General features: G+C 33.6%; 28 protein-coding genes and 1 other RNA gene. 15 read left to right on the forward strand and 14 right to left on the reverse strand.

The annotated features are described in order from the left end of the window. Positions 1–46: 46 nt before the first annotated feature. The 3 genes from NWE55_RS01275 to NWE55_RS01285 form a co-directional block, all read right to left on the reverse strand. Positions 47–913 (reverse strand): hydroxymethylglutaryl-CoA lyase, encoded by an 867-nt coding sequence (locus NWE55_RS01275; RefSeq protein ID WP_155092607.1) that lies wholly within the window; start codon positions 911–913, stop codon positions 47–49. Positions 914–1,073: 160 nt separating this feature from the next. Further along, positions 1,074–1,700: a LysE family translocator gene (locus NWE55_RS01280; RefSeq protein WP_155092608.1), complete on the reverse strand. Its 627-nt coding sequence runs from the start codon at positions 1,698–1,700 to the stop codon at positions 1,074–1,076. Between the two features lie 26 nt (positions 1,701–1,726). Then, the gene (locus NWE55_RS01285; RefSeq protein ID WP_155092609.1) at positions 1,727–2,746 is read right to left on the reverse strand and encodes a quinone-dependent dihydroorotate dehydrogenase; all 1,020 of its coding nucleotides are present in this window, start codon (positions 2,744–2,746) and stop codon (positions 1,727–1,729) included. 503 nt (positions 2,747–3,249) lie between these two features. Between NWE55_RS01285 and NWE55_RS01290 the strand changes: the two genes are divergently transcribed. Together NWE55_RS01290 and NWE55_RS01295 are read left to right on the forward strand one after the other, a co-directional pair. Then, positions 3,250–3,621: a phage tail-like protein gene (locus NWE55_RS01290; protein WP_155092610.1), complete on the forward strand. Its 372-nt coding sequence runs from the start codon at positions 3,250–3,252 to the stop codon at positions 3,619–3,621. Positions 3,622–3,682: 61 nt separating this feature from the next. Continuing rightward, positions 3,683–5,269 (forward strand): phage tail-like protein, encoded by a 1,587-nt coding sequence (locus NWE55_RS01295; RefSeq protein ID WP_258204474.1) that lies wholly within the window; start codon positions 3,683–3,685, stop codon positions 5,267–5,269. A gap of 46 nt (positions 5,270–5,315) precedes the next feature. Here NWE55_RS01295 and NWE55_RS01300 read toward each other — a convergent pair whose 3' ends face one another. Then, on the reverse strand, positions 5,316–6,227 hold the full coding sequence (locus NWE55_RS01300) for an IS982 family transposase (protein WP_155093499.1): 912 nt from the start codon (positions 6,225–6,227) through the stop codon (positions 5,316–5,318). 233 nt (positions 6,228–6,460) lie between these two features. Between NWE55_RS01300 and NWE55_RS01305 the strand changes: the two genes are divergently transcribed. Both NWE55_RS01305 and NWE55_RS01310 read left to right on the forward strand, forming a co-directional pair. Continuing rightward, on the forward strand, positions 6,461–7,714 hold the full coding sequence (locus tag NWE55_RS01305) for a phage tail-like protein (protein ID WP_258204475.1): 1,254 nt from the start codon (positions 6,461–6,463) through the stop codon (positions 7,712–7,714). A gap of 160 nt (positions 7,715–7,874) precedes the next feature. After that, positions 7,875–8,039, forward strand: coding sequence for a hypothetical protein (locus NWE55_RS01310; protein WP_258204476.1), 165 nt, complete (start codon positions 7,875–7,877; stop codon positions 8,037–8,039). Between the two features lie 683 nt (positions 8,040–8,722). On the opposite strand, the gene tnpA is transcribed toward NWE55_RS01310, so the two are convergent. Continuing rightward, the gene (tnpA, locus tag NWE55_RS01315; RefSeq protein WP_155093506.1) at positions 8,723–9,154 is read right to left on the reverse strand and encodes an IS200/IS605 family transposase; all 432 of its coding nucleotides are present in this window, start codon (positions 9,152–9,154) and stop codon (positions 8,723–8,725) included. A 186-nt stretch (positions 9,155–9,340) separates the two neighbouring features. On the opposite strand from tnpA, the gene NWE55_RS01320 reads away from it, so the two are divergent. Together NWE55_RS01320 and NWE55_RS01325 are read left to right on the forward strand one after the other, a co-directional pair. Then, on the forward strand, positions 9,341–12,166 hold the full coding sequence (locus NWE55_RS01320; RefSeq protein WP_258204477.1) for an FAD-binding and (Fe-S)-binding domain-containing protein: 2,826 nt from the start codon (positions 9,341–9,343) through the stop codon (positions 12,164–12,166). A 277-nt stretch (positions 12,167–12,443) separates the two neighbouring features. Further along, positions 12,444–13,004 (forward strand): helix-turn-helix domain-containing protein, encoded by a 561-nt coding sequence (locus tag NWE55_RS01325; protein ID WP_155092614.1) that lies wholly within the window; start codon positions 12,444–12,446, stop codon positions 13,002–13,004. A 36-nt stretch (positions 13,005–13,040) separates the two neighbouring features. On the opposite strand, the gene NWE55_RS01330 is transcribed toward NWE55_RS01325, so the two are convergent. From NWE55_RS01330 to NWE55_RS01355, 6 genes are all read right to left on the reverse strand, one after another. Further along, on the reverse strand, positions 13,041–13,622 hold the full coding sequence (locus tag NWE55_RS01330; protein ID WP_155092615.1) for a GNAT family N-acetyltransferase: 582 nt from the start codon (positions 13,620–13,622) through the stop codon (positions 13,041–13,043). A gap of 2 nt (positions 13,623–13,624) precedes the next feature. After that, on the reverse strand, positions 13,625–14,026 hold the full coding sequence (locus tag NWE55_RS01335) for a DUF4377 domain-containing protein (protein WP_155092616.1): 402 nt from the start codon (positions 14,024–14,026) through the stop codon (positions 13,625–13,627). Between the two features lie 115 nt (positions 14,027–14,141). Then, the gene (locus NWE55_RS01340) at positions 14,142–14,333 is read right to left on the reverse strand and encodes a hypothetical protein (protein WP_155092617.1); all 192 of its coding nucleotides are present in this window, start codon (positions 14,331–14,333) and stop codon (positions 14,142–14,144) included. 358 nt (positions 14,334–14,691) lie between these two features. Beyond that, positions 14,692–15,357, reverse strand: coding sequence for a tRNA (5-methylaminomethyl-2-thiouridine)(34)-methyltransferase MnmC2 (gene mnmC2 / locus NWE55_RS01345; RefSeq protein WP_155092618.1), 666 nt, complete (start codon positions 15,355–15,357; stop codon positions 14,692–14,694). Beyond that, a complete protein-coding gene (locus NWE55_RS01350; RefSeq protein WP_230381536.1) occupies positions 15,354–15,815 on the reverse strand; it encodes a hypothetical protein in 462 nt (153 codons plus the stop codon). The genes mnmC2 and NWE55_RS01350 overlap by 4 nt, the downstream gene beginning before the upstream one ends. Further along, positions 15,805–16,329 carry a DUF4920 domain-containing protein gene (locus NWE55_RS01355; RefSeq protein WP_155092619.1) on the reverse strand — a complete coding sequence of 175 codons (525 nt, stop codon included), beginning with the start codon at positions 16,327–16,329 and terminating at the stop codon, positions 15,805–15,807. The genes NWE55_RS01350 and NWE55_RS01355 overlap by 11 nt, the downstream gene beginning before the upstream one ends. 263 nt (positions 16,330–16,592) lie before the next feature. Between NWE55_RS01355 and NWE55_RS01360 the strand changes: the two genes are divergently transcribed. The 3 genes from NWE55_RS01360 to NWE55_RS01370 all read left to right on the forward strand — a co-directional run bounded on the left by NWE55_RS01360 (position 16,593) and on the right by NWE55_RS01370 (position 18,982). Then, positions 16,593–17,666, forward strand: a complete 1,074-nt coding sequence (locus tag NWE55_RS01360) for a branched-chain amino acid aminotransferase (protein ID WP_155092620.1) — start codon at positions 16,593–16,595, stop codon at positions 17,664–17,666. A gap of 101 nt (positions 17,667–17,767) precedes the next feature. After that, on the forward strand, positions 17,768–17,953 hold the full coding sequence (locus NWE55_RS01365) for a hypothetical protein (RefSeq protein WP_155092621.1): 186 nt from the start codon (positions 17,768–17,770) through the stop codon (positions 17,951–17,953). A gap of 27 nt (positions 17,954–17,980) precedes the next feature. After that, positions 17,981–18,982 (forward strand): SRPBCC family protein, encoded by a 1,002-nt coding sequence (locus tag NWE55_RS01370; protein WP_155092622.1) that lies wholly within the window; start codon positions 17,981–17,983, stop codon positions 18,980–18,982. Between the two features lie 76 nt (positions 18,983–19,058). Here the strand turns inward: NWE55_RS01370 and kdsB are convergent, their stop codons facing one another. Both kdsB and NWE55_RS01380 read right to left on the reverse strand, forming a co-directional pair. After that, positions 19,059–19,808 (reverse strand): 3-deoxy-manno-octulosonate cytidylyltransferase, encoded by a 750-nt coding sequence (gene kdsB, locus NWE55_RS01375; RefSeq protein WP_155092623.1) that lies wholly within the window; start codon positions 19,806–19,808, stop codon positions 19,059–19,061. A 191-nt stretch (positions 19,809–19,999) separates the two neighbouring features. Further along, positions 20,000–21,433, reverse strand: coding sequence for an ATP-dependent DNA helicase (locus tag NWE55_RS01380; RefSeq protein ID WP_155092624.1), 1,434 nt, complete (start codon positions 21,431–21,433; stop codon positions 20,000–20,002). Between the two features lie 207 nt (positions 21,434–21,640). On the opposite strand from NWE55_RS01380, the gene NWE55_RS01385 reads away from it, so the two are divergent. Both NWE55_RS01385 and NWE55_RS01390 read left to right on the forward strand, forming a co-directional pair. Beyond that, positions 21,641–22,432 (forward strand): DUF3822 family protein, encoded by a 792-nt coding sequence (locus NWE55_RS01385; RefSeq protein WP_155092625.1) that lies wholly within the window; start codon positions 21,641–21,643, stop codon positions 22,430–22,432. Further along, positions 22,429–23,040, forward strand: coding sequence for an RsmD family RNA methyltransferase (locus NWE55_RS01390; protein ID WP_155092626.1), 612 nt, complete (start codon positions 22,429–22,431; stop codon positions 23,038–23,040). Before NWE55_RS01385 ends, NWE55_RS01390 begins: the two co-directional genes overlap by 4 nt. 102 nt (positions 23,041–23,142) lie before the next feature. Here the strand turns inward: NWE55_RS01390 and rnpB are convergent. Beyond that, positions 23,143–23,462: RNase P RNA component class A (gene rnpB / locus NWE55_RS01395), an RNA gene on the reverse strand. A 267-nt stretch (positions 23,463–23,729) separates the two neighbouring features. Here rnpB and murQ point away from each other — a divergent pair. The 4 genes from murQ to NWE55_RS01415 are packed head-to-tail and all read left to right on the forward strand — an operon-like array spanning position 23,730 to position 25,988. After that, on the forward strand, positions 23,730–24,542 hold the full coding sequence (murQ, locus tag NWE55_RS01400; RefSeq protein ID WP_160339472.1) for an N-acetylmuramic acid 6-phosphate etherase: 813 nt from the start codon (positions 23,730–23,732) through the stop codon (positions 24,540–24,542). A gap of 4 nt (positions 24,543–24,546) precedes the next feature. Further along, on the forward strand, positions 24,547–24,777 hold the full coding sequence (locus NWE55_RS01405; RefSeq protein ID WP_155092627.1) for a DUF6095 family protein: 231 nt from the start codon (positions 24,547–24,549) through the stop codon (positions 24,775–24,777). A 7-nt stretch (positions 24,778–24,784) separates the two neighbouring features. Then, positions 24,785–25,174 (forward strand): DNA topoisomerase IV, encoded by a 390-nt coding sequence (locus NWE55_RS01410; RefSeq protein ID WP_155092628.1) that lies wholly within the window; start codon positions 24,785–24,787, stop codon positions 25,172–25,174. A gap of 25 nt (positions 25,175–25,199) precedes the next feature. After that, positions 25,200–25,988 carry a TerC family protein gene (locus NWE55_RS01415; RefSeq protein ID WP_155092629.1) on the forward strand — a complete coding sequence of 263 codons (789 nt, stop codon included), beginning with the start codon at positions 25,200–25,202 and terminating at the stop codon, positions 25,986–25,988. The last annotated feature ends 25 nt before the right edge of the window (positions 25,989–26,013 follow it).

Genomic DNA, 26,013 nt, shown 5'->3' on the forward strand with positions numbered 1-26,013 from the left:
ATTGAATTGCACGCGAATTTAGCTTTTTTTGATTAAACTAAAAAACTTAATGGTAAAAATTAAATATTTTTAACGCTTCGTTGTAAGCGCTCTCAAATGACATAGCACTCAAATTCGTATCTACCTTATTAGCTGTAAAATAACTTAGCAATCGCTCTGTAGGCATATTCCCTGTCAAATCATCTTTTGCCATTGGACATCCTCCATATCCTTTAATTGCTCCGTCAAAACGCAAACATCCTGCCTTATAAGCAGCATCTACCTTCTCATACCATGAATCTAAGGTCGTGTGTAAGTGAGCTCCAAATTCAATATCAGGATATGCTTTAATCAAATTACTAAACAAATAATCTATCACCTCTGGAGTTGAGCTCCCTACAGTATCAGATAAAGAGAGTATTTTCACTCCCATCTTTGCCAATCTTTCTGTCCATTCTCCAACAATCTCTACATTCCACGGATCTCCATAAGGATTTCCAAATCCCATAGACAAGTAAGCTACTACTTCTTTATTGCTCTTGGTCGCTACATTTAATATCTCATCTAAAGTCACAATAGATTCTGCTATTGTCTTATGCGTATTTCGCATCTGAAAGTTCTCCGAAATAGAAAACGGAAAACCTAAATACTGTATTTCATTGAATTGAGCTGCTTGTTCAGCACCTCTTGTATTTGCTATGATAGCCAAAAGCTTACTCTGTGTCCTACTCAAATCCAATTGACCTAATAATTCCGCAGTATCTTGCATCTGTGGAATCGCTTTAGGCGAAACAAAGCTTCCAAAATCAATCGTATCGTATCCAACTCTAAGAAGAGCTTGAATATATTGTGCTTTTTTCTCAGTCGGAATAAACATCTTGATACCTTGCATGGCATCACGAGGACATTCTATTATTTTTACTTTTGGTTTCATAGTGTTTCAAATATAGATGAAAACTTGATAATTCACAAAATGAATTATTTGAAATTGAATACAAATAATTTACTTCATTAGTTAACTGAATTTGAAATAGATAAATAAAAAAGAGGCTCGTTATTTAGAATAACGAGCCTCTTTTTTATTATTTTCAAAACTAACTCACAAGTAGAAAAACTCCTAATCCCGAGAAAATTATAATTTGTAACCATTTCAAAAAGACATTTATAATCTTGTTGTTCTTCATAAACTCTGTCAACTGAGCAGCAATCGTACAAATGATCAAAAAGATAACTAATGCCTCTGTTATAAATACGCTCCCCAGTACAAATACCTGTTGCTTTATATTTCCAGCAGCTTCACTAATAAATCCTGGAAATAGAGCTAAAAAGAACATCATGACCTTTGGGTTAAGAATATTCATAAATAACCCCTTTCTCACAAACCCCATAAAACTCTTATCACTCTTAGTTGTAGGGCTATCATCTATCGTAATAACATTTTCTTCTTGGTACACCTTATAAGACAACCAAAATAAATAAAGAGCTCCAAATATCTTAACTGCTTTTAAAGCAAAAGCTGAATTAATAATCAAAGCTGAAACTCCAAAGGCAAATAGAGATAAATGAAATAATAATCCTCCCATTTGACCAATAACTACAGCATAACCGTATTTCTTCCCCCTTGTGATACTTTGAGAAACAACATAAAGTAAGTCTGGTCCAGGCGTAATTATCAATAAAAAACAAGTTATAAAAAAAGTATAAAGAACTTCTGTTGACATAGTTTGTTTTTGATGTATTTAGTTTGTTATGATTGCGATAATATTTTTTTATTGATTTTCTTGATCAAACTTGGTCCCTCATAAATAAAACCAGTATACAATTGAATCAGACTTGCACCTGCTTCTAATTTTTCTATAGCATCCTCAGCCGAGTGAATCCCTCCTACTCCTATAATAGGAAAAGCGCGATTGCTCTTTTCTGATAAAAAGCGGATAACCTCAGTACTTCGTTTAGTCAAAGGCTTTCCACTTAGACCACCTGTTTCTGATTGGTTTACAGACTTTAGATTCTCTCTTCCAATAGTCGTATTTGTTGCAATTACTCCAGCTATTTTTGTTTCTGTGACAATCTCTATAATGTCTAATAACTGATCATCTGTTAAGTCTGGTGCTATTTTTAATAAAATAGGCTTAGGAGCCTCTTTCTGATTATTTTTAACTTGTAAGCCATGAAGTAGTGCCTTCAGTGGTTCTTTATCCTGTAAGGCACGTAAATTAGGTGTATTAGGAGAACTCACATTCACAACAAAATAATCTACATAAGGAAACAACGCCTCAAAACAGATCTCATAATCTTCATTTGCTTGTTCATTTGGGGTCACTTTATTCTTACCAATGTTCCCTCCTATCAGCGTTCCTTTGTTCTTCTTTAGACGTTCTATTGCCTCTTCTATCCCTCCGTTATTAAATCCCATCCTATTAATCAGACCTCCATCCTCTTTTAGTCGAAATAATCGCTTAGTAGGATTTCCAGGTTGCCCTTTGGGAGTCAACGTTCCTATTTCAATAAAACCAAAACCAAAATTCTCTAACTCACTATACAATTTCGCATCTTTATCTAATCCCGCTGCAAGTCCCACAGGATTCTTAAACTTTAGTCCAAAAACTTCTCGTTCTAATCGAGGATCATTAACCTGACAATTGGCGCGAATCAGCGCGGATATACCTGGAATGGCATTAAAAAATTTAAGAGCACCAAAAGTAAAATGGTGTACCTTCTCCGGGTCAAACCTAAAAAGAATAGGCTTTATTATGCTTTTATACATGTGCTAAAGTACTTTGTGTTGTTGTGTGTAATTTGGTGCAAAGGTAGTCTTTTAACCTTTAATTTCATATAGCTATTTTTTTGTTTTTCATCCCTCCTTACTAAGTTAAAAACAACCTCACTTTCCGAAAAAAATAAGTGATTTACTAAGAAAACACTATATGACTAACTTCACTTCTGTCTTTACATCTCCTTTGCACATCTGAATAAGGAAACAAATCCACATTTTCACTTTTATATAACAACTTTCAATAAACATTATACAAGCTATCTTTCCACTATAAAATCCTTCCTTCTATAATCTTACTTAAACTAAAACTACTATAATATCTAAGTCCATAGAACTTTCCTCCTCTTTAGTCCCTCCTTAATAAACAGAGCAGCACATGTTAAATAATATTAAAAAAACAAACAATTTTAACATAACTTATTTAAAAAACATACATTAATTACTATTAAAATTATTAAATACGTATATTTATTAAAAAATAAAAATAAAATTTTATGAAAAACAAATATTATATCCCCTTCTTACTTTTGTGTTTTGTTCTGTATTCATATACGTCATTTTCACAAATAGTCATTGGAGAAAAAGTGTTACCAAAGCAAGGTACACTATTACAAATTCAGAACTTACCTGATCAACCAAACGACTTAACTAATTCCAATAAAGGACTGTTATTACCACGTGTTAGTCTGACAGACATAAACAACCTATACCCAATGTTTGCAACAGGGTATAACAAAAGTGTATTAGATCCAATACATATAGGGTTACTCGTTTTTAATGTCAATGAAAACTTAGTTAACGGAAAAGGTATCGGAATTTACGTTTGGGACGGATCTAAGTGGACCAATCTAGATCTTAATCTATAATTAAAAAGTGTATCATGTTATTCTGCTGTAATAACATTAAAAAACAAAGAAAACTTTTGCTATGAAAAATAAATACTTGATTACCTTTCTCCTATTAATTCTCTTCTTCAGAATAGATGTTTCTGTGGGGCAGGTTACTATGGGAGAATCGGGAGTACCGATGCCAGGCTCTATATTACAACTACAGAATCTCGAGTCAAACGCTACGAACTTAATCAACGCAAACAAGGGATTGCTATTACCTCGAGTTAAGCTTACCGATATAAACAATCTTTACCCTATGTTCGCACCAGGGTATGATAAAACAGAACAAGATCTTGCTCATGCAGGCTTACTTGTTTTTAACGTTAATGAGGACCACTTTAATGGGGACGGAAAAGGTGTTTACAGTTGGAGTGGTAAGAAGTGGAATGGTATAGGGTTAACTCCTCGTTCCATTAATGTCTCACCAAAAATAGTATACTTATCTAAAAACAAACTTACTGGGACAGCCGAAATAGCTCCAAGTATACCAGGTCTTCAATGGGAAGAAACAGTGTCTGGTATAGAGGACTCTTCTACTATGACTCTTGATTCAAATGGAGATATAAAGAAGATGACCTTTAATCGCTCAAATACAGTTTTTGGGAATAAGACATATACCTTTACCTTAAAAAACAACCCTGATAGAGCTACCGAACTGCAAGTTGCCAACCTTGAGTTAGTGATTAACACTCCTCTTTTTAAAGTTGGTGTAGGAGATAAAAATGGAATTGTACAATCAAGCAACGCTGTTACAGCTCATGGAGGACAAGAAAAATGGGAAGTAATTAGTTATTCTAAAGACGTTTTTAACTGGGATATACCTCCGAAACTAGAAGATGGAAAGTTAACTTTTCAACTAGGTGAGGCTAAGATGGCAGGAAACATAGAAGGCGAAATTATAGTAGCGCATATAGACGACAAATCCTTAACTGGAAAAATTACTGTTAGACAAAACTCTGAGTTCAAAAGACTACCGGATTTCGATTATATTGTAGCTGAACTCTATGCTCAAGATGGAGGTATGAATCCTCAATATGTTTTATTGTGTTTAACGAGTGAAGTTCGCGGCACAGGACATCCAGAAGTTGACTATCAATTCGTAGGATACCAACAAGAACATCCCGATTTAAACGAACCTGTTATTATAATGGAACGCTACGCAAATACAAATAAACAACCTTCTAAAAAAGTGGAGTTCTTAAGTACCTCTCGACACAGAGAAAGTTATAGTCTTCCCAAATATGCTGTATTAAACATGTCTTTATTGGCTAACGAAATTTTAACATCTGAACACAATAGAGAATTCAAGTTCCAGAGTAGAGCTGCTTGGTTTTGGCCAACACCAAATGCTACGGACGACTCACTAAATAAAGCTACAGTAAGTTACACATTCTACAAAGGAGGTAGGTTAGTTTGGGATGAAGATCAAGATTTCCCTAAAATTGTAGGAGGAATTCTCGTAGATCAATTCTCCAAAAAAGACATAAACGTTCGAAAGGCATCTGGTGAAGAGGATGTAACTGACCCTGCTGTTAGAGATCGTTTAACGCAGCCACTGTATGAAATAGAGTATGACTTCGTGGAAAAAGCGGGATTATTCTTACCGATGGAAGGAGTAAATTAGATTACTATTCACTTTGGGCAAATACCTTAGTCAACGTGAGTTCGACTTAAGCTATTAGTCTATTTTGATCAATAATGTCGTTAATATTATTAATAGAAGGCTTTTTCGGGAAGTATGAATATGTAATCAAAGCAGCTAACATATTTGCTATAAAATTATTAAAGGATCTGTGTCTTGTATGTTCTACTTGACACATATTCTTTAATTCATCATTTACAGTTTCAATAAGTGCTCTTTTCTTTAAATGTATTTTATCGGCAAGTAGCATCATTGAGTTCTTCATGTTTTTTTTGATTTTAGTAACTAAATGTACTCCATCAACGAACATTTGTTCAAAAAGATCTTTACTGATATATCCTTTATCTCCAAAGAGTTTACCAAAAATACGTTTATGAAAATTCAATTCTTTTAAAGGTTTTCTATCATCAACATTGGCTGGAGTTAATAAGAAATCAAGTATTTCACCTTTATCATTTATAATTAAATGAAGTTTAAACCCCATAAACCAACCAATAGAACACTGACCTTTTGTTGCTATATTCTTAAATGTTTTATGCTGCTTTTCTCTTTTAATGTGTGACACTCTTAAAGGAGTAGAATCTATAAATGAAACTCCTGTACATTTGCCTAATCTATTAGATTTTAAGAAGATTCCTAAAGGTACAATAACCGTTTTTTGTAGTTCTACAAAGCGATTATAAGAAACAGTTTTAGGAAATTCCTTTTGCATATGAACTTTTACATAATCAATATAATAATGTTTTAAACATCTAAAACCACTATCATGAAATAAAATCAAAATAGTCATTACTTCACTTGCATTAAGTGTTGACTTTCGATTACGTTTTTTCTTTGTACTATCTGATTCAATACTATGAGATTGCAAAACATTTGAATATGCTTTAAAAAATTCATCGACTTCATAATAAATTTCAGTAATTTTGTCTGTAGATAACATAGAGATAGTTTTAGTTAAATATTTGTGATTCAGAACCTTAAATATACTAATCCTATCTCTTTTTTTATAGCTTTTTTTTGCTTTTTCTTATATCGAACTCACGTTAGTCAAGAGAAAACACCGATATAGAGTTTTCGCTTCTAATCTAATGTAACCAATTCACGGAATTAAACTTAGTAAGCATACATACATGCTGTTCTTATACTGGCATGTATAAAATACAAATCAATACTATGAAAAAAAAATATACTGCAATATTAGTGCTATTAAGCCTTTTCTTATCTATAGATACTGTCAGCGGACAGGTCATCATAGGCGAGCCGGGCATACCTGCACCAGGATCAATATTACAATTACAAAACTTAGAGACAAATCAAACTGATTTAGAAAATGCCAATAAAGGATTGTTACTTCCAAGGGTTTTCTTAACGGATGTAAACAACCTATATCCTATGTTTTCGACTGGATATGACAAAACCGAATTAGATTCTGCCCATTCGGGACTAATAGTATTTAATACTAACGACAATCTCTTTAATGGAGATGGTAATGGAGTTTATCATTGGAATGGCCGTAAGTGGAGTGGTTTAGGTTTAATTCCTCGCACCATAAATATCTATCCAAAGACCGTCTATTTAACTAAAAACAAAACTAGTGGGACAGCCGAAATAACGCCAAGTGAACCAGGACTTCAATGGGACGAAACAGTGTCTGGTTTAGAAGATTCTTCTACCATGACCTCAAGCTCGAGTGGAAATACGACAACGATGACCTTTAATCGTTCAAATACAGTTTTTGGGAATAAGACATATACCTTTACCTTAAAAAACAACCCTGATAGAGCTACCGAACTACAAGTAGCCAACCTTGAGTTAGTGATTAATAGTCCTCTTTTAAAAGTTGGTGTAGGTCCAGAGGATGGTTTAGTTACCTCTAAGAACGCTGTGTCTGTTTATGGAGGACAAGAGAAATGGGAAATATTGAGTTACTCTAAAGATGTTTTTAATTGGGATATACCACCGAAATTGGAAGATGGAAAGCTAATCTTCCAATTAGGTACTGCTAAAGAGGAAGGAAACGTAGATGGACAGATTACAGTGGCCCATGTTGATGACCATAATCTTACAGGTACCATAACAGTTAGACAAAACTCAGAGTTTGTACGTTTGCCTGATTTTGATTATATCCTATTAAGTGTTTATGCGGAAGATGGTGATCCTAATTGGAGTAATAACCAGTACATACATATTTGCATTTCTTCTGAACTTAGAGGAACAGGAAACGAAGAAGTAGATGATCAATTTGTTGGTTATCGAAAAAAGAGATTATACGATATTGAATACGTAGAGTCTCGTTCTGCCAGTACTAACGCAGCCCCTAATAAGAAAGTTCCTTTCTTATATAGTTCTGGAACTCATAAGGGTTCAACAAGAACCGAATATGCTTTATTACATATGAATACACTTACTAAAGACATATTAACTTAAAAACAATCGAGAATTTCAATTCCAAACTAGAGCTTCTTGGTATTGGCCAGAACACAGACCTGAACACGATGATCAAAATAGAGTAACAGTAACATTTAGATTCTTTAAAGGGGGGACAATTTATTTTAATGATCATCGTCCTCAGATATCTCAAGATGCTGTGGAGGTAAGAGATCCATTTGTAAAAAAAGGAGTACATGTTAGAAAATATGCAGGAAAAAACGACTTAACTAAGAAAGAAGATCGAGAGAAGTATACACAACCTCTTTATCAAGTAGAATATGATTTAATTGAAAATGCAGGTATCTTTACACCTATGCTGTAATATAATACTCTTCTCTAAAATAGAAAAGCCTATTTAAATGATTTAAATAGGCTTTTTCTATTTTAATACAGTAAATCATAGCTTGTAATCTATAACTGTTTAATTTGAGTATAATAGCAAACTCCAACAATAAAGCATAACTAAATCTATAAAACCTATAAACCGCTTGCCAACACTTTTCTAAATCTACATTTACTACTAACAAAACTTTCAATCAACCTTCATAATCTCAACTTTTTGATTTACCCCAATTTAGACGTGGATAGATAACCTAACAGTTATTCACATACCTAACCATATAGGATAAAACAGTTTACACATCTCCTCTCTTCACTAAGCTTTAATAAGCACTCTATACAAACCATATCGTATTTTCCTTGCACTTCCTTGGAGGTTTCTTGGGGTTTTCTTGGGGTTTTCTTGGGGTTTTCTTGGGGTTTTCTTGCCCAGAAGGCCTTTTTCTCGAAGAAAGGTGCAAGCATCCCCCTAGAAACCACCTTAAAACTCCCTACTAAACGCATCCAAAAAGAATCACTTAATCAAACCTATTCAAGGTCAATTCTGTTTTAGTTAGATTTTTAGTCAGATAATTATCTTATAAAACAGGTTTCAAGAATAAACCACTATGGACTGAAAGTCCATAGTTTGTTAAAGCAGACTAAAGTCTGCCTGGGTGGAGCTACTTACTCAAGTATAAAGTTACCTCCGTTATCATTTGGTTTACGATGGTGTTCAAGATATTGATTTAGCATTTCATCAGTAATATTTCCTGTACTCCAACAACCAAAGCCTATTGCCCAAAAGTGACGTCCCCAGTATCTGTGCTTCAACTCAGGAAATTCTATTTGGAGTTTCCTTGAGGTACGACCCTTGAAGAGTTTGACAATATTACTTATGTTTTGAGATGGTCGATATTCTATATGAAGATGAACATGATCCTTTGATACTACACCTTTTAAAATTTGAATATCTTCTGCTTCACAAATCTGAATGATCAGACTACGACAACGTATCTGAATATCTCCTTCCAATACTGGATAACGATATTTAGTCACCCATACTATATGGGCGGTTAAACGTGATACACTATGTCCTCCGGTTCGTTGATATTCCATATATCAAAGGTAAACATTTTTAGAAGCTGAAAGCTAAATGCACTAAAGTGCATAGTTTTAACTACAGTCTGCGACCAATAAACTCTATCTCTTCAAGCAACTTATTTATACCGAGTATAAACAAAGCTCTTCTCTCTTATCTTTTTTAGATGTTTTGTAAATTGTACGCTTATAAAATCACAAAATATGTTACCATTAGAATATCAGAAATTTAAAGACGAATTAGCTAACTACATTGAAGCAGATAGGATTATCACTAATCCTATACAATTGTTAGCTTATGGTACAGATGCAAGTTTTTACAAATTAGTTCCCAAGATAGTTGTTCAAGTTCACAATCACGAGGAGGCTGTCGCTACACTAAAAACAGCAACAGCGTGTCATGTTCCAGTAACTTATCGCGCAGCGGGAACGAGTCTATCAGGACAGGCTGTAACAGACTCTGTACTGATGGTAGCAACACATAAGTGGAAAAATTACGAAATTTTAAATAACGGCTTACAAGCTAAGTTTCAACCAGGTATTATCGGTGGTAGAGCTAATATTATTTTGGCTCCTTATGGCCGTAAAATCGGACCAGATCCTGGTTCTATCAATGCTGCTATGATCGGAGGTATCGCAGCTAACAATGCCAGTGGGATGTGCTGTGGTACGTCTCAGAACTCTTACAACACCATTGCTGATATCACCATCGTACTATACGATGGTACGGTATTAAATACTTCCAGTGAAGAAAGTAAAAAAGAGTTTGCACTGAAGCATCCCGAAATTATCCAAGAAATCGAACGCCTTAGAGATGCTATTCATACAGACCGCACATTATACGAAAGAATAGAACGAAAGTTTAAAATCAAAAACACTACAGGTTATAGCCTTAACGCTTTTATTGATTACCACGATCCTTACGAAATCATCAAACACATTATGATAGGATCTGAGGGAACTCTTGCTTTCATCTCTGATATTACTTATAATACAGTCGTAAACTTCAAGCACAAGGCTTGTACACTGATGATATTTGAGACTATAGAAAAAGCGTGTCAAGCTGTTCCGTATCTTAAAAAGAGTCCTGTAGCCGCCGTAGAATTGTTAGACAGAAACAGTATCAAGTCTATAGAAGACGAGCCATTGGCTCCTGAATACTTTAAAACACTGCCAGATACAGCCTGTATCCTACTTGTAGAAGCACAAGCTGAGAATGCAGAAGACATGGCTATTAAACAACAACAAATTAGAGAGGCCATCACGCCTACTCCTACTTATAAACCTTTTGAGTTCACTTCAGAACCTCAACAATATGCCTTTAATTGGAAAGCCAGAAATGGTCTATTACCAACAACTGGAGCTTTGAGAGAAACAGGTACTACTTGTATCATCGAAGACGTAGCATTCCCTGTAGAGAAATTGGCAGATGCCTGCATCGCTATGAAGAAGTTGTTCGCGGAGTTAAAATACGACGATGCTGTCTTATTTGGACATGCCTTAGAAGGAAATTTACACTTAGTATTTTCTCAGGACTTTTCTACACAAGAAGAAATAGATCGCTATGCGAAGCTAATGGACGACTTGGTAGAGATAGTCGTAGACCGCTTCGATGGGTCTCTAAAAGCAGAGCATGGTACTGGTCGTAATATGGCGCCATTCGTAGAAAAGGAATGGGGTGAGCAGGCGTATGACATTATGCTAAAAGTCAAAGCTATCTTTGACCCACACAGCTTAGTCAACCCTGGTGTTATTATCAACGCAAATCCTCATGTACACTTAGAGAACTTTAAAGCTTCTCCTGCTACGAATGAGATTGTGGACAAGTGTATCGAATGTGGATTCTGTGAATCACACTGTGTATCTGAAGGCTTGACTCTGTCTCCAAGACAACGTATCGTAGTTGGTAGAGAGATTGCCAGATTAAAGAATTTGGGTAAAAATACAGAAGAACTTGAGAATTTAGTAAACAGTGCACATTACTATGCTGATGAAACTTGTGCGACAGACGGATTGTGTGCCTTAGCTTGCCCCGTAAAAATTGATACAGGAAAGTATATTAAAGATATTCGTCATAGCGAAATCACTGAAAAAGATAGAAAGAATGCGGAGTATTTTGTAGAAAATATGGATCGCGTAACTGCTATGGGTAGAAAAGCACTAAACACGGTTGGCGTGTTCCAGAATATCTTAGGTAACAAGATCATGACAAGCGTATCCAGTGGAATGCGCAAAATATCTGCAAACAAAATTCCGCAATGGAATGTGGCTATGCCTAAAGGCAATAAACACAAAATAACAGAATCGACAATCAATCCAGGACAAGACCGAAAAGTTGTTTACTTCCCATCTTGTATCAACAGAACAATGGGAAAATCTCAGGATTACCCTAAATCCGATGTAGATCTAACTGCAAAAACAGAAGAACTATTAAAACGCGCTGGCTATACTATTATTTATCCCGAAAATGTAAATAATATGTGCTGTGGTATGCCATTTAGTAGCAAAGGAATGAAAGAAGAAGGACATACAAAATCTTCTGAATTAGAACTGGCTTTACTCAAAGCAACAGAAGACGGCAAGTATCCTGTACTATTCGATATGAGCCCTTGTTTCTATACTTTCCACGAAGCACATCAAGGAGGTAAACTAAAAATGTACGATCCGATAGAATTTATGTTAGATTTCGTTATGCCACATTTGCCAATTAAAACACCAAGAAAGCAAATTAATGTATTCCCTGTGTGTTCAGTAAAAAAAGTGGGACTTGAAGCTAAGTTATTAGAATTAACAAAGATGTGTGCTGAAAAAGTAAATTACATCGATAGTAATTGTTGTGGATTTGCCGGAGATAGAGGGTTTACACTTCCTGAATTAAACAAGCACGGAAATAGACATCTCAAAGAACAATTGATAAAAGATTGTAACGATGGTTTTTCAACAAGTAGAACTTGTGAAATTGGCCTAACAGAATATGGAGGAGTAAACTTTAAGTCTATATTCTATCTAATCGATGAAGTAACGAAATAAATTAATTTTTTATTTTCAAGATATCATCACTTATAATAAGCTAAACGGCATAGAGTATATTCTATGCCGTTTTTTTATAACCGAATTTTCTAAATACGGTTATACTTATTATTACACATTTAGCATGATACAGATAATAGTAAAACAAAAACTATTGTTTACAAATTCGGTTTAATAATATAAGTAAAAGAGTACTTATGCCGAATAACTATATTTCTACTACTCGTTTATGTTCGAATGTGATTTAGTATCTTTGACAATTACTAATAGTGAAATAATGAATATTTATATTAAAAATATGGTTTGTACTCGATGTAAAATGGCAGTAGAAAGCTTGTTTACAGAGTTAAAATATACAGTTATCAATATTGATTTAGGCGAAGTAGAAATTAAAGAGTCTCTAAGTGACACTCAATTAGGAGAAATAAAAGATCGTCTTGAAGCTATTGGTTTTGAATTATTAGACGATCGCAAAAGTAAAATTGTCACAAAAATCAAAAGCTTACTAATAGAGTTAGTGCAAAAAAACAATGCCTATTTAGAAACACCTCTTTCAAATTACATTAGTGAGCAAATGAATCAAGATTACCATGCTCTTAGTACGCTTTTCTCCTCATTAGAGTCGACAACTATCGAACAGTACTTCATTATTTTGAAAATTGAACGCGTAAAAGAACTGTTAGTCTATGATGAGATAAGCTTAAAAGAGATCGCTTACTTACTTAATTATAGCAGTGTTGCACATCTAAGCAAACAATTCAAGAAAGTAACAGGACTCACACCCACCCACTTTAAAACCACAGGTGATCAAAGAAGAAAACTTATTGATAAATTATAGCATAAAAAAAAGCGATTAAAATCGCTTTTTTTTATATTATAATTTATGCTCTAACTTCTCCCTGACAGTTTCAAACCACTCCGATTTCAAAATACTCAATACTGCAGTATCTCGTCTGCGTCCATCTCTCATTAGAGTATCCGATCTCAACACTCCCTCCAAAGTACAACCTATGCTTTTCATCGCAGCAATACTTCTTTGATTTGAAAAGTCCGCACGAAACTCTACTCTTTCCATCTCCAATACCTCAAAAGCATACTTTAATAAAACGTATTTACAATGCTTATTTACCCCAGTGCCACGATATTTCTTACCGTACCAACTATAGCCAATAAGCAGTGTTTTTTGAACAGGATTAATATTGTATAAACGCGTACTACCAATATACTCATCTATATTCTTATCATAAACGATGAAAGGTAAAGAAAGCTTATGCTCTCTATCTTTTAAAGCCTGACCAATATACTTTTCGAGATTCTCTCTGCCCGCACCAGTTGTAGGTGAATAATCCCATATTTCTGGTTCATTCTCCGAAAAAACCAATAAATTATCTACATCATGTTGCTCTAATGGTCGTAAGAGAACCCGATCATCACTGAGGATTATCGAAGGCGTCATGGTTAATTCTTTTTTATTTTAGAAATTTCTCTCACTAAAATATAGCGTATGGATGAACCATCTGCAGGGGGATTAGCTACAGTTTCTCTTTTAATTTCTAAACTATATTCATACCCTGGCTCATAAGTAAAACCTTCTATTGGATCGTACATCAATTCCCACGGCATATCCTCCGTTTCTCTAACCAAAAGGCACTTCATCTCAGCTACACCTGCACAATCTGCTTTTTCACTTGCGATAAATAATGTAACAATATCTTCTAACTCATCTGTAGTCAATTCTTCTTGCACAAGAGTTTCTTCGATTAAATCTTCAGCAACTTTAGCTTCATTTTTATGTTCTGTCTTACAACTTGCAAAAAAAACAGAAGCAGTGGCTATTACTCCTACTATAACTTTATTCATTCTTTATTACTTCTAAAATTTAAACCTCGTAAAAATACACAAACTATAAAGTAGAACAAAACAGCTAACGCATAAAAAAAGGCTTATTTCCAAAAAAGAAATAAGCCTTTCCAAACTATAAACTAAATTCAATTGATTCCTTCAACTCTGGTTTCATCTCGACATACTCTCCTACCCATTGATGTAATCTTTCTAAATCATAAGGCAATAACGTCGTTGTTGCCTTTTTTAACTCCTTATTAAATAGGGTTGAATCAAAACTCACATTGTGTAATACTGTTTTGACATAATTCAACTCAACTTCCATAACTACTTTTATTTAAAAAACTATAACATGACAAATATATACACATTAACATATTAAATCAACAAATAAAAAGTAAAAAGTTAAATATTGCGATTTTTATAAATCAATTTCACTATTATAACATATAATACACTATATATTAACTATCACGTAAATTCTATACATGAATACACACATTTAAAACTCTTTTGTCTACGTCATAAAATGACGATAGCAAAGCATCTTAGAATATCATCTAATAAAAGACCGTTTGCAAGGCAAGTTTCCAAAAGAATTTGTTGCATAAAAAAAGGTAGATTCGATTAAAACCTACCTTTCTACTGAAGACTCAACGTCTCTATACCTTCTTTAATATTCTTTATCGCTTATAGGCAATTACCATTTCTCTCTTACCTGGTGGACCAGGTACTTTCTCAATCTCAAACCCAACTTTCTTCATTGTTCGATTAATAACTCCCCTACAAGCATAAGTCGTCAATACACCTCCTATTTTAAGACAAGCATACATTTTTGCAAAAATTTCTTCGGACCACAGATCTGGTTGATAAGGATAGCCAAATGCATCAAAGTAAATGAGATCATATCTATTGCTTTCAAGTTCTTGAAGTTCGAATTTATTAAGCATTTTAAACAACGTGAAATCAGGAGTAATAATCTGCTCAATATCCCAAGATACCTCATGAAGCTTTCGATAAACAACTTTATCTTCTGCTTGTTCTGCTAAAGAAAAGTAATTCAACGCCTCCAATTCTGTATCGGAAACTGGAAAAGCCTCAATAGTATGGTAAGCAACCTTTGCTTTGCCTTTCGCTTCTAAATAAGTCAAATAAGCATTTAACCCAGTACCAAATCCCATTTCTAAAATAGCAACCTGCTCCTTATCTATTACTTTTTGTAATCCGTGCTTTATATAGACGTGCTTTGCTTCCTGTACTGCTCCGTATATAGAGTGATAAGTTTCACCCCAATCTTCCATCTGGATTGAAGTTGAACCATCCTCTGTTGTTATAACTTTTCGCTTCATTTAATCAATAACTTTTGAATACGCGGAATAGGTCCTCCACATTTCTTCTTGTGACAAGTTAAACAAGAGTTAACAACTGCATTAAAGTTTTCAACAGCATTGGCTCTGTTACTTTGAAATAATACACGTTCCAATTTTAAAAACTGTTCTGCTTGTTCTATAAAAAAGAAATCCTTGTCAGTGGGGTCAGTAAGCTCGGCTGTTAGTAAATCATTGTGTAGTTCGGGAAAATCACCCAAATCCAATGAATCTCCACCTTCTTTTATAATTTGCTTCACTTGATTCATTTGTCCATACATCTGCTCCATTAAGGCCGCCATAGGAGATAAATTATACATCTCAAATTTAGTTTTCTCTACTGAAGCTTGCTTTGATGGGCCGTTTTCTACTTCCTTTTTGTCATTACAACTAATCAAAAGTAGCATAAAACACAAAAAAGATAAATACTTATTCCACATTTGGCTTCTCGTTTTTAATAGCAATACCATCAGCTAAAAAGCCATAAGTAATTTTAGGTTCCACGATCTTTGCAATATCTTCTTCCGTTTTTCCAGCATCCTTTGCATAGTGTTTTAACTCGTCAACAGATATAATCGAAACAAAAGCTTTTCCATTCACAACAACTTCATGTCCACTTGCATTCATTGGAGCAAAGAACCCATAATCTTTAAACTTGACGAAGCTCTTTTTATCATGACCCAGGTCAAGGCTAATCCAACATCCTTTTTTCTGACAAACTTCATTAATATTAGAAGCAAACTTCACCTGAACTGTATCGCCTTTCTGCATTGTTTGATATTGAGAATAAATGTATTCTTTATCTTTCAACTCATCAGTAAGAGCAAACTTTTCTCCAAAAAAGGCAAAGTCATTTTCGTTTAAAACAACTGCTGTTTCAGGTGTTTCAACTTTTCCCTTACACGCCGTAAAAACAGTTGCACCAATTAAAACTAAAAAAGCTAATTTTTTCATATTTTATACCTTATTAAATAGACATAAGACAAAAGTACTTCAAAAAAATAAATTAAAAACAATTCAATACGCTACACAAAACTCACATATTATTATAATTTCAGTAAATAATTCTAATTAAACAATAATTACTACATCATTTTAGATAAAGTTCAACAAGACACGAATAATCCTTTATATTTTTGATAAATTTGCAATGTCTTGCTTATTTTTATAAATTGCATGACATAACCAGAAATAGACAATCGTAAAACATTAAAATAATGAGTTTAGAAACAACTGCTGGCATTTCTATCCAAAAAGTAGAAAAGTCTAAAATAGGTTCAATCGACTTTGAAAACGTAAAATTCGGTTCAGTATTCACAGACCACATGTTAGTTTGCCACTACAAAGATGGTAAATGGGGACAAGTAGAAATCAAACCTTATGGACCAATGTCATTTGAGCCATCAGTTAATGTATTCCACTATGGACAAGCTATCTTTGAAGGAATGAAAGCTTACAAAGATGAAAATGATAAAGTTTGGTTATTTAGACCAAGAGAAAACTGGGCTCGTTTTAACAAATCAGCAGAGCGTTTAGCAATGCCTCAAATTGATGAAGCTCGTTTTGTTGATGGATTGAAAGCTTTATTGCAATTAGATCAAGAATGGGTAAGAAAAGGAGAAGGAAATGCTCTTTATATTCGTCCTTTTATGATAGGAACACACCCAGGTGTAGTAGCAGGACCATCTTCAGAATTTATGTTCTGTATCATCCTTTCGCCTGCACGTACATATTATTCAGGTAAAGTAAAAGTTCAAATCGCTGAACACTATAGCCGTGCTGCAAATGGTGGAGTAGGATCAACAAAATGCTCTGGAAACTATGCTGGACAATTCTACCCAACAAAATTGGCTCAAGAAGCAGGGTACCAACAAGTTATTTGGACAGATGACACTACACATACAAAATTAGAAGAAGCTGGTACTATGAACGTATTCTTCAGAATTGGAGATACTTTAATCACAGCTCCTACTAGTGAAAGAATCTTGGATGGTGTGACTAGAAAAAGTTTAATTGCTATTGCTGAAAGCAAAGGAATTAAAGTTGAAGTGAAGTCAATTGTAGTTCAAGACTTATTAGATGCTCAAGCAAAAGGAGAATTAAAAGAAATTTTTGGAGCTGGAACAGCTGTAACTGTTGGTCAAATTGAAGGATTTGCTTACCAAGACAAATACTACCAATTACCAGAAATTGCAAATGAAAATTCTTATGCTATTCAATTAAAAACAGCATTACAAGGAATTCAACAAAAACACATTGAGGATACATTTGGATGGACTGAAACTATCTAATTTTTCTCAATAAATACAGTATTTCAAAACGGCAGAACTTTCTGCCGTTTTTTATATCTAATATTACATGCTTTTCCCTATTTTTGTAAAAATTACTAATTATGTTTACTGAAGGTCAAATTAAATTCGCAATCTTTTTCATTGTAACCTTTGCCATTGTTTTAATCATTGTCTATCGCAAAGATCTAAAACTGCATAAAGTTTATTATAAGAATAGATTATGGGTACTACTTGCTTTTTTTGCTTTTATAGGCTCATTATTCTTACTTAAAAACGTATTAAAATAAAATCAATGCTTTTTAAATGAAACAGTCATGAAAATATTCAAATACTTCTTATTGTTAATCTTACTTGGTGCAATTTCACTTACAGTATTTATTTTAACTCAAAGTCCTACTTTCAAAGTAGAACAAAAGTTTACTGTAGATGCCCCCAAAGAAGTAGTATATGAATATATAGAAAATTTAGATTTATGGTCTGACTGGATTGACATTCAAAAACAAGGTAATGGTATATATGATATATCTATTGACAATATTGGAAGTTTCCCTATCAAAGAAGAATATAAACATCCCTATGACAGTTTGTCCCAAGATATTTTATACGATGATAAAATTTCCAATATCTTTTGGTCATTTAAAAACAACAAGAATAAAACAGATATTAATTTTACCTTTCAAGGTCGTCTGGATTTAAAGACAAAATTAATTACTTTCTTTCAAGGAAACCCAAATCAAGTTGTTTCTTCTTCTATTGAAAAGAACATAAATAATCTCATTGTTTACTTTTTGAAACAATACAAAGATTACAAAATCGAAGTAAGAGGTAAAAAAAGGATTAAGAACACTAATTATATATCTTTCTATAAAGAATCTACTTTAGGAACACTAAATATTGATATCAATAAGGCTTATACTAATATTAAGCATTTTTTAGACCAAAACAACATTGAAGTTGTAGATAAACCATTCTTAATATTACAAAAAGACATCAACAGAGATCACCTGACTTACGAATTTGCTATTCCCATTAAAGAAACGTTATTCCTGACAGAGAATGATCTTTTTAAATTTGGAGTTCTTCAATCTCAAGACTACTTTGATACGAGTTTAGAAGGGTATTATTCACACTTAGGAGAAGTATTTCTCAAAACTAATGTGGAATTAAACAAACTCGACTACAACAGAGATCGTTCTAAAAACTTAATTATCTTCTTAGAAAATTCAGTTATTGATACGCGTTTCCCTGCTCAATGGAAAACAGTTATTAAAACACCTGTTGTTAAAGCTCCTGAAAATATTAATACGGCTTATTAAAACAAAGTATATCATACAAAAAGGGATAGTTATTTTTTTATAACTATCCCTTTTTGTCTATTCTTCCTATCGTTGCTTAATATCCTAAACTTGGATTATCTTTCAACATTTTTATAGCTTTTTCTAAATCTTCAAAAGTATCAATTCCAATTCCAACGTGATTTGTCTTAGCCATTTTGATGCGTTTACCATACTCTAAATAACGCAATTGCTCTAATTTTTCAGAGGCTTCTAAGAACTTCATTGGCAAAGTAGTAAACTCAAGCAAAGCTTGTTTTCTAAAGGCGTAAATCCCGATATGTTGATAATATTGTACACCCGCATTCTTTTCTCTTGGATATGGAATTACAGATCTTGAGAAATAAAGGGCTGTATTAGATTCATCTACGACCACTTTGACGTTATTTGGGTTCTCTATTACCTGCCAGTCATCAATTGGAGTCATTAAAGAAGCTAAATCGACTTGTTTCTGCTTGTCTTCTTTAAAAATAGCAATCAAACTCTCTAAATTGCTTTTATTGATAAAGGGTTCGTCTCCTTGTACATTGATGATAATATCTGCATCAATATCCTTTACAGCTTCGGCTATTCGATCACTACCACTCTCATGCTGCTTGATACTCATAACAGCCTTTCCCCCATTATTAACTATCTCATTATAAATAAGCTCTGAATCTGTTGCAACAAAAACATCATCAAACAAATTAGTGTGTATTGTTGCTTCATATGTTCTTCTAATCACTGTTTTCCCACACAAATCTTGCATCAATTTGGCCGGGAAACGCGTTGAAGCATATCTTGCTGGAATTACGGCTATAATTTTCATTTCTATTATTCTTGTTTACCTTCCAAAGGTAAGAAAAAGCACCTCATTAAAATTCATTGAAATAACTATATAAGCAATTTTTTATCAATTGTAGAATTTGTAAAACTGATCACTTACTATAAGTACTGTTTAGAATATTTATTGCCTGTATTTTCAATTACCTATAGAAGTTCAAAAGATTACACAAAGAACTATTCTCCTATGAAGAACTCATCCTTAAACCCTATTAAATACAATTTATCCTTTGCACGAGTCATAGCTGTATATAGCCAACGAATATACTCTGGTGAGATTCCATCTGGCAAATAGGGCTGTTCTATAAAAACAGTTTCCCATTGACCACCTTGTGACTTATGGCAAGTGATAGCATAGGAAAACTTTACCTGTAATGCATTGAAATACTCGTTTTCCTTTACCTTCTGAACCATTTTATACTTAGAAATTTCATCTTGATAGTCTAACATTACTTGCTGATAAAAGTAGTTTTGCTGTTCGTAAGTTAAGGCAGGAGATTCACTTGTTAAAGTATCTAACAAAACGATCGTATCAAAACTCTTCATATCAGGATAATCAATCATTCGTACGCGAACATTGGCAAACCTAAACCCATATAGTTCTATCGTCTTATATATTTCGAGCACTTCAATAATATCTCCATTGGCTATAAAATCTGTTATCGTTGAATCCTTTAGCCAATAATAATTATTCTTAACAACCATGAGCAAATCACCACTGGAAATTTCACTTTCTTTATCCAAAATCCGAGCTCTTATCTGTTGATTATAGGCATTTGCACGCTTATTAGATCTCACAATAAAAGCAGTTTCTTCTGGCCCACTATTTGAATACGAGGAATAAATAGCATCTTGAATATCGTAACCATCGACTAATCTAACGATATCTTTAAAGCCTTTTACATCAAACTGAAAAGTATCAAAAAAAGCAGTATCTAATAGTGATCGCAACTCTGTAGCATTATACAAAATACCTGAATCCTCCTCTTGACGCATTACTTCATCTAATTCAATATACTGTACATCCATATTAAACTGAAACCCCAATTGATCGATATCCAAAGCAGGACTTACTTGCATGTTCACTGGGGGCAACTGAGCGGAATCTCCAATGAGAATCAACTTACAGTTTATACCTGAATACACATAATAGATTAAATCATCCAAGAGAGAACCATGAGGATACATATTACTATCAGAAGCGCTCATATCTCCAATCATAGAGGCTTCATCAACAATAAATATGGTGTTTTTGTGTCGATTATTTCGCATGGTGTATCTCATACCGCCACCGCTATTACTTGGCTTTGGGTAGTAGATGTGCTTGTGAATAGTAAAGGCTGGTCTTTGCGAATAGTTGCTTATTACCTTAGCAGCCCTACCAGTTGGTGCAAGCATCACCGCAAACTTATTGATCATCTTGAGCTCATTTACTACACTTGACAATAAAGTAGTCTTACCTGTCCCAGCATACCCTTTCAAGACAAACAATTGATCATCTTTGTCATTTGTAACAAACTCAGCTATCTTTTGCAAAAAGACATCTTGTTTTAAGGTTAATTCATAAGGAAATCTATCGCGAAGCAGTCGGTAAAACTGTTGTCCAATCATAGTTAAAGCTTTTTCTGTATTGCCTGTAAAGATACCATGCTTTTTAGGGACAAACTAAATTTCACCTAAAAAACTCCATAGCAAGAGCTATAATGTACTTTAAAACATTCAAATAAAGTAAGCCTTCAAATTTGTAAAGTATAAACCTCATTTCATCTTAAATGCTTAAATTTGCTTTTTTATAATCATACATCATAATCAATCGCGATGGCAAGAAATAATCAGAAATTAGTGATACAAGCTTCTTTAAACAAATTTTCATTTGTTATTAAGAATCTATTATCTCATGAGATTACTTATTTTGCTTCTGAAGCAATTACCCATAAGAAAAGCTTTGAAGAGCAACTTGAACGCTTTTTTGAGAAGTATGATCAATTATCAGAAAAATACGACGAAGTACTTGTTCTTCACGACAGTACTCTCAACACCTTTGTACCTAAATCGCTATTTAAAGAAGAATTGATGGGTGCCTATCTACAGTACAATACCAAAGTATTCACCACAGACTTCTTTGCATTTGATGAAGTGAGTAATTACGATTTTAACAACGTATATATTCCCTTTATCGATCTGAATAACTTCTTATTAGACAAATATGGTACATTTACATATCAAAATATAAATACAGGACTTGTTCAACTTTTACTACCTAAAAGTAAAAAGGAAACAACGACCGCTGTTTATACATATTTAAAAAAGGATCGCTTTGAAATTGTCGTTGCCAAAAACAACAAACTACTGTTGTTTAACTCTTTTCAGTACAATAGCCCTGAAGATTTTATTTACTACGTTTTATTTACCTATGAACAATTGAATCTTGATCCAAATCTAATTCCTATTTACTTGCTTGGAAGAGTCGATCAAGACGATCATGTATACCAGCAAGCTTATACTTTCATCAAAGAAGTCCACGTGATAAATGAACACGCATTTATTGCAGAAGGCCTACTTCTACATTATCAAGTACCTAAACAACATTATATATTATTCCATTCATGAGAATTATATCCGGAAAATTAAAAGGAAGACGAATTAATCCTCCTAAAAACCTACCTGTTCGACCTACAACTGATATGTCGAAAGAAGCCTTATTTAATATCCTAAATCACCATTTCAATTTTAGTGAATTAACTATCTTAGATTTATTTGCTGGTACTGGTAATATCAGTTATGAGTTCGCCTCACGAGGAGCCGAATCTATTGTGAGTGTAGATGGTGACTATGGCTGTGTCAATTTCATCAAGAAAACAGCAAAAGAATTTGATTTAAATATAGTTCCTTTTAAAGCAGATGTATTCAAGTTTATTGAAAAACACAAAACCTCTTACGATATTGTATTTGCTGATCCTCCATATGACTTCACACAAGAACAATTCGAGAAAATAGTCACAGATATCTTGAATTTGGAATTAATAAGTGAAGATGGAATGCTAATAATAGAACACTCTAAATTCACTAAATTGGAACACTTGCCACACTTCTCATTTGAGAAAAGTTATGGAGGTTCAGTTTTCACATTCTTTGAATTTGAACAAGAAGAAATAGAAGATGACGAGGATGAGAGTGAATATGACGAAGAAGATACTTGGGATAGAGAAGAAGAATAGTTTACCCTAACTTATAATACAAAAAAGAGAGCTAACAGATTATAAATGTTAACTCTCTTCTTTATAATACATCCGCCTGTTTACTAAACGGATTTCTTTTAAAAAAAATGCAGACCTATAAGCCGGATTCTGTAAATACTCAAAAAAGTATCCCCTTATCATTTATCTAGGCCATCAATTACTCAATGGCTCCATCTGCCTACCCCTAAAGCATCGGACGAGTCGCCCTCAAACGCTAAATATACATGGCATTTCACCGCATAGAGTTTACCTGGTTTCACTACAGCATTACCTGTACATACTTTCTGTTGCACTTGTCCTCATAGCAAAGCTACGGATGGGTGTTACCCATTATGCTACCCTGTGGTGTCCGGACTTTCCTCCCGCTTTATAATAAAGCCGACGATAAGGCAGTCTGCATAAGTCGGCAAAAGTACTATTTTATTTAACATAACAGCTATACTATATCTTTTTTTACTTGTACTTTTCGTTAAACCTTTGTCAAAGCAAGTTTTAATCAATAGAGATTTATTATACAATACTCTCTTTCACTTATAATTACACAGTAAACAATCGCAACTATCTCTTGTTCTATGATTTCTGCTCATTTTCATTTTTGATAACTATTTTTTAATCTGCGATATAAAAGTATTTTAAGTATTTTTGCTTAAATCATTTTAAAATCTAAAGTGGAATTTACAAAAATAACAGAACAAGCATCTGTGCATAATGACTTAGAAAAAAAGTCAATAAGTGAGCTTTTACACATCATCAATGAAGAAGATCACAGCGTACCTATGGCAATAAAAAAAGCATTACCTCAAATTGAAAATGCAATTAAGCAAGTCGTATTCCAACTAAAAAAAGGAGGAAGACTATTTTATATTGGAGCAGGAACTTCTGGTCGACTTGGTATTTTAGACGCTTCCGAATGCCCTCCCACTTATGGCGTTTCTCCAGATTTAGTAATTGGAATCATAGCTGGTGGAGATTATGCTATTCGTCATGCAGTTGAAAATGCAGAAGACAATCTTAACCAAGGTTGGTTAGATCTTCAATCTCATCAAATAAACAATAACGACATTGTAGTTGGCATTGCAGCATCAGGTACTACCCCTTATGTTATTAATGCTTTAAAGATGTGTAATACTCATGATATTCCCACGGTAAGTATTTCTTGTAATCCCAATAGCCCACTTAGTCAAAGTTCAAAATTCCCTATTGAAGTGATTGTTGGACCCGAAGTAATCACAGGAAGTTCAAGAATGAAAGCAGGCACAGCCCAGAAATTAGTATTAAATATGATTTCTACTACTACAATGATTCAATTGGGAAAAGTAAAAGGAAACAAAATGGTAGATATGAAAATGACGAATGCTAAGCTTATCCAAAGGGGAATACAAATGCTTGTTGAAGAACTACAGGTTTCCGAACAAGAGGCTAAAAGTCTATTAGAAAAACACCAAAATGTCCGAAAGGCAATCATTCAATACAAAAAATAATATAATGGAACAAAAACACACTGACCGTAAATTACTCTTTAAAGGCGTCAAATACTTGGCAGCTACCTTCCCAATGTTCTTTATTGGTCCTGTTCTAATTAATACATCTTTAAAAAATCAAGATCACCCATATTTCTACTTAGTTTTTGGGTTAGGATGCCTTGTATGCGTAGGGTCTATGCTATTGTTTTTTAAAGGTTTGCAAACAATAATGAAATCACTATTTGGAAAATAACAACAATATGAAATCAAAATTAATCTACTTTATTTTACCATTAACAGCAATTGTTGCAACTTCTTGTTATAAACAAGAACGCAATTGCAAAGACTTTAAAACAGGTAAATTTGAATTTACTGCAGAAGTAGATGGTGAAAAGAAAACATCTACGTTTATTCGCACGCAAGAGTACGAAATAGAAACCTTTGAAGGAAAGACAGATACTTCAAGTATTCGTTGGGTCAATGATTGTGAGTATATATTGCAAAAGCTACACCCAAAAAACATGGCTGAGAAAAAGGCAGTGACTATGAAAATCATTACTACAGATGGCAACTCATGTGTATTTGAGTATGGAATAGTAGGTGATGCAAGAAAAGAGAGAGGAACTCTTGTCAAAGTAGGAGAATTATAATTGCTAATTCACATATAAAATAGAAATGGAAGTACTTTTTACAGCTGATGCTATAGTCGCCTTTATTACCCTAACATTCTTAGAGATAGTCTTAGGGATTGACAACGTAATATTTATTTCGATTGTTACAGGTAAGTTACCTGAAAATCAAAGAAAAAAAGCAACGCAAATAGGGTTATTTTTAGCAATGTTCATGCGTATCGCTTTACTATTTGGTGTATCATGGCTTATCGCAATGAAAAAACCTCTTTTCTCCATTGACTGGGGATGGTTTAGTGCCAGTTTCAATGGTCAAGCCCTTATTCTTTTATTAGGGGGTATTTTCTTAATCTATAAGTCAACTAAAGAAATACATGAGAAAGTTAGCCATGTACAACACAATGAACCTGTAGATGAAAAAGATTCAGCAAAGAAAATAGCTGTAAAAAGTTTTGGAAATATTTTAATTCAAATCCTAATGATTGATATTATCTTCTCTATAGATAGTATCTTGACTGCTGTTGGTATGACCAATGGAATACAAGGAGCTTTGTACATTATGATTGCTGCTGTAATTGTATCCGTTGCAGTAATGATGATCTTCGCAGTACCAGTAGGTAATTTTGTTAATAGAAACCCTTCTATACAAATACTCGCATTATCCTTTTTGATTCTAATAGGCTTTATGTTAACAACAGAGAGTATGCATATCTCTCATGCTGTCTTAGCTGGCCAGGAAGTTGGAGCCGTTCCTAAGGGATATTTGTACTTTGCAATTGCATTCTCACTTGTAGTGGAATTTATTAATATGAAAATTAGAAGAAAAACAACATAATATCAAAGGGAGGTAGTTTTCACTA

Source organism: Myroides albus (genome assembly GCF_024722315.1).
GTDB classification, from domain to species: domain Bacteria; phylum Bacteroidota; class Bacteroidia; order Flavobacteriales; family Flavobacteriaceae; genus Flavobacterium; species Flavobacterium album_A.